Annotated in this window: 3 protein-coding genes; 1 reads left to right on the top strand and 2 read right to left on the bottom strand. The window is 69.5% G+C overall.

Annotated elements, in window-relative coordinates; all coding sequences use genetic code 11:
- The first annotated feature begins 19 nt into the window (after positions 1-19).
- Positions 20-1,183 carry an NAD(P)-dependent malic enzyme gene (locus tag FCI23_RS54185; protein ID WP_136731560.1) on the top strand — a complete coding sequence of 388 codons (1,164 nt, stop codon included), beginning with the start codon at positions 20-22 and terminating at the stop codon, positions 1,181-1,183.
- Between the two features lie 447 nt (positions 1,184-1,630).
- On the opposite strand, the gene FCI23_RS54180 is transcribed toward FCI23_RS54185, so the two are convergent.
- Both FCI23_RS54180 and FCI23_RS54175 read right to left on the bottom strand, forming a co-directional pair.
- Positions 1,631-2,644: a hypothetical protein gene (locus tag FCI23_RS54180; RefSeq protein WP_136731559.1), complete on the bottom strand. Its 1,014-nt coding sequence runs from the start codon at positions 2,642-2,644 to the stop codon at positions 1,631-1,633.
- A 669-nt stretch (positions 2,645-3,313) separates the two neighbouring features.
- A complete protein-coding gene (locus tag FCI23_RS54175; RefSeq protein WP_136731558.1) occupies positions 3,314-3,712 on the bottom strand; it encodes a hypothetical protein in 399 nt (132 codons plus the stop codon).
- Positions 3,713-4,413: the final 701 nt, after the last annotated feature.

The raw sequence follows: 4,413 nt of genomic DNA, 5'->3' as shown, positions 1-4,413 counted from the left end.
CAGCGACAGCGACAGCGATCTGGATCACTTCCCGATCGACCCGGCCTTCGCGCTGCACCGTGGCGGCAAGATGGAGGTGTCCGCCACCGTGCCGGTGCGTGACGCCGAGGACTTGTCCCTGGCCTACACACCGGGCGTCGCCAAGATCTGCACCGCCATCGCCGAGCAGCCCGCACTCGTCCACGATTACACCTGGAAGTCGAAGGTCGTCGCGGTCGTCACGGACGGTACCGCTGTGCTGGGCCTCGGCGACATCGGGCCGGAGGCTTCGCTCCCGGTGATGGAGGGCAAGGCGATCCTGTTCAAGCAGTTCGGCGGGGTGGACGCGGTGCCGATTGCGCTGGCCTGCACCGACGTGGACGAGATCGTCGAGACCGTGGTCCGGCTGGCCCCGTCCTTCGGCGGGGTGAACTTGGAGGACATCTCTGCCCCGCGCTGCTTCGAGATCGAGCGGAAGCTGCAGGAACGGGTCGACATCCCGGTCTTCCACGACGACCAGCACGGCACCGCCGTGGTCACCCTGGCCGCGCTGCGCAACGCCGCCCGGCTGACGGGGCGTGCGCTGGGCGAGCTGCGCGCGGTCATCTCGGGCGCGGGCGCGGCGGGGGTGGCCATCGCCAAGATCCTGACTGAGGCAGGGATCGGCGATGTGGCGGTGACGGACCGCGGGGGCGTGGTGCATGCCGGCCGTGAGGATCTCACCTCGGTCAAGCGGGAGCTGGCCTCCTACACCAACCGGGCCGCCCTGACCGGCTCGCTGGAGGAGGCGCTGGATGGCGCGGACGTGTTCATCGGCGTCTCGGGCGGCACAGTCTCCGAGGCGGCGGTGGCCACCATGAAGGAGGGCTCCTTCATCTTCGCGATGGCCAACCCGACTCCCGAGATCCACCCCCAGGTCGCGCACAAGTACGCGGCCGTGGTGGCCACCGGGCGCAGCGACTTCCCTAACCAGATCAACAACGTCCTCGCCTTCCCGGGCATCTTCGCCGGCGCGCTGCAGGTGAGGGCCTCGCGGATCACCGAAGGCATGAAGCTGGCCGCGGCCGAGGCGCTGGCGGCGGTCGTGGCGGACGAGCTGAGCGCGGACAACATCATCCTAAGCCCGTTCGACGAGCGGGTCGCCCCGGCGGTCACCGCCGCGGTGGCTGCCGCCGCTCGGGTGGAGGGCGTTGCCCGGCGCTGACGGCCTCCGGCCCCGGCGGAGCCAGGGGGAAGGCAGGTGGGGCACTGCCCCCAGCCTTCGGCCGGGGGCACCCCACCCAGACGCGAGTCTGGGGGAGAGAGTGCCCCCGCAGCTGGATCACCGCGCGCTCGGGCAGCCTCGCCGACTGGAAGTCGGCGCTGCATCGGCGCGGGGGATTCGCAGGCCGCAGTCGGATGCGCTCGGTGCCGCGTTCGGAGCGGTGAGGACGAGGGCCCGCTCTCCCAACCCCGTTGTCTGCGACACCCGCCCGCCGTGTCGGCCAACGTTGGTACTCGCGCCCGGGGGCGTCGCCCGTCACTCAAGGCAAGTTCATGCCGCTCTACCTCACGCAGTGCGCGCCCCGATCGGCTACTTTCCCCGCGCCGCCGGTGGGCCGGAACCATCCGCGCCCACTGACGGGGGCCGGGGGCCGGACGGCTCATCCGGTCAGATGGTTATGCGTTCGGCGGCCGTGGTGATGGTGGTGCGTTCTTGGTGACGGCGCTCGTAGTCGAGTACCTGCTGGGCGAGGTCGGCGTCGGCCACGTGCATCAGGGTGCGGATCTCGTCGGCATTCATGGAGTCGTAACCGGGCCAGGGCTCGTCCCCGCGCAGGTCCACGATCTTGTTCAGGATCGTGGAACGGCCCGCATGGGCCCGCTCATAGCCCTCGACCGTGGCCAGGTCGGCCTGGGACAGGTGCCGAAGCCGGCCGGTGACCTCGACGGCGGTCAGCTCGCCGTAGCCGGAAATCGGCAGCTCGTCCTCCGCTACCGCGGCCCCCTTCAACTCCCTCCACATCCGGGTCACGCCAGGCAGCCACCGGATCGCACCCGCGACCGTCTCCTGCAGACGGCTCCAACCGGCACGTACCGCCTGGGCGGCCCCGGTGGAGCCGACCCGCTCCGCGGAGCGGCCGCCGTTCGCGGCGGCCACCACCGCCCCGGCGTGCTCCGCAAGGCTGCCGCCGAGCGTTTGGAGCAGTTCCTCGTCGTGGCGGCGGATGGAGCCGAGCAGCTCCGCGCCAGCGGCGTCGTCGGTTTCCCGGGCGATGCTTTCGCCGGCCCGGCAGGTAGCCACAGCCATGGCGGTGATCGCGTACTCGTCCTCGGCGTTCTTCAGCAGCTGGCGCTCTGGGGCCCTTCTCCGGCCCCACAACGCGCCGACCGGTACCGCCATGGCAACGTCGAAGGGCAGCCGGGCAGCCCGGGTGGCCTGCCCGGCGAAGTCACGCACCCCGTCGAGGGCATCCCGGAGCGGGTCGTGCGGCCGCAGCTGCTCCACGTGTTCGTCGATGCTGCTGACATGGTCTTGGGCGTCGGCGATGTGGCGCTCCAGGATCCGCCGGTACTTCCCGGCGGGGGTGACGGCGATATGAGCCTGGAAGCTGTCGACGACCGAAGCTTGGGCGTCACGGACATCGCGCAACGCCGGTACGAGCAAATCCGTGGTCTCTGCCATCACGTGTCCTCCTGGCTGGTCGGGTGAATTACGAAGCCGCCGAGATCAGCAGGCCCGGCCGCGAACCGGCCCTTGATCGCCCGCCGGACCATGCATCATGGATGGCCTCTTGCGCATCCTCCGCGCACCCTCCAGAAGCTGCTCGGCGAGAGCGTGACCGGCGCCACCGTCTCCCTGGGCTCGGGCGGCCGCGAACCTGACCGGTTGCCCCTCCGCCAACCCGTGCAGCCGAGCGGGTCGACCCGCGCCGCGGCGTTGACCCAAACAGGTGAAAGCAGGGACTCCGCCACGGACTTCCGGTGACCTGCCGTGAAAGCGCACCGTTCCGGGATGCTCCGGTAATGGCCCAGCCACAGCATGCGATGGACCACAGCCACTACTGGGGCTACAGCTGTCCTGCCCATCCAGCACGGCTTTCGTGAGCCAGCAACGGGATGAGTCAAAGCACCGCCGGTGACGTCATCGCGGCCGTACTCGGTCCACCACGGGTCGGCCGGCGGTATAGGGACCGTGCGGCCGGCGTCCGGCTCGGCCGCCCGGAGCGTTGCTTCACTGCGGACCAAGCTCTGCCTGCCAGGGAGCCGCCGCCGGGCGATACCGGCGGCGGCTCCAGTTGTCATGCGAAAAATGGAAGTTGTTCTGTGCGACAGTTCGTGCCGCACAGGAAAATCACTCCTCATCTGAGGATTGCCCACTGTCGGTCGCTGTCGCTTCTGATTCCTCGGTTCCAGCTTCTTCGGGGGACTCCTCGTCACCGCTCTCGACGGTTGGGGGCGTCTCCGCCTCGGCCGTCTCGGCTGTCTCGGCCGCAGGCTCCTCACCTCCGACGGGTGCGGTCTCGGCCTCCTCCGCCGAAGGGGCTTCAGGCGTCTCCGCCTCAGCTGCTTCAGCCGTCTCGGCTGCAGGCTCCTCACCTCCGACGGGTGCGGTCTCGGCCTCCTCCGCCGAAGGGGCTTCAGGCGTCTCCGCCTCAGCTGCTTCAGCTGTCTCGGCTGCAGGCTCCTCACCTCCGACGGGTGCGGTCTCGGCCTCGTCCGCCGTAGGGGGCTGCTGCGCGATGTCGCTCATGGTTCACCTCCTTCCCTTACTGGCAGGTGGGAAGACGTTTGGGCATCGTCTACCCGGGTGCCATTCACGAACTAATAGGTATATTCACCTGGTTTGCCAGGCTTACCCCTTCCTTATTGCTTGTCCGGAAGATTTTTTCTGTCGCGCAGCCAACTGAGGCGCCCAGCTGCCGCTATTGCGGCAGGGCCGCTGGAGTTCCGGTCCGGTCGACGGCTGTGGTCGATTCGTCCGGGGTACCGGGCACGGTGGGGCACCGGCTGCTGGTGACGGTCCCGGGACGATCTCATGACCTTCCCGTCGATGCGGGAGAGGGGAATGCGACTCGCGGCTTTGTCACGCTCACCCGATCCGTCCGGGGCACGGGCGGTGGCGGCGTTCTGCCGTTGCGTGCAAGGCGGTTGAGCGGCAAAGGCGGCCGCGGCGTGGATCCGGAGCTGGTGGCGCTGGCATCGTCGGGGGCCGCAACGACGTTGATGGGTGGGAGCAGGCGAAGATTCCTACCGCTGGCAGTTCCAGCAGTTGACCGCTGGCGGCCAGCATCGTCCGGCCGCCTTCACCGAGCGATCGCCGCACTCGCTCCCGGGCGGGCTGGATGCCGCAGCACCACCTCGTCGTCCCCCAGCACACCGTCCACGTCGTGGCAGGGCCGCCGATCGACCTGAGCGCCTTTACGCTACGACCTGAAGCGCGCCGTGGACGAG

Source organism: Actinacidiphila oryziradicis (assembly GCF_005047355.1).
Taxonomy (GTDB): domain Bacteria; phylum Actinomycetota; class Actinomycetes; order Streptomycetales; family Streptomycetaceae; genus Actinacidiphila; species Actinacidiphila oryziradicis.
This window is presented reverse-complemented; position numbering and strand designations above follow the sequence as displayed.

Bases quoted from the DNA above. Each gene is read 5' to 3' on its own strand.
- FCI23_RS54180 (WP_136731559.1), bottom strand. From the start codon at position 2,644: ATGGCAGAGACCACGGATTTGCTCGTACCGGCGTTGCGCGATGTCCGT.
- FCI23_RS54175 (WP_136731558.1), bottom strand. From the start codon at position 3,712: ATGAGCGACATCGCGCAGCAGCCCCCTACGGCGGACGAGGCCGAGACC.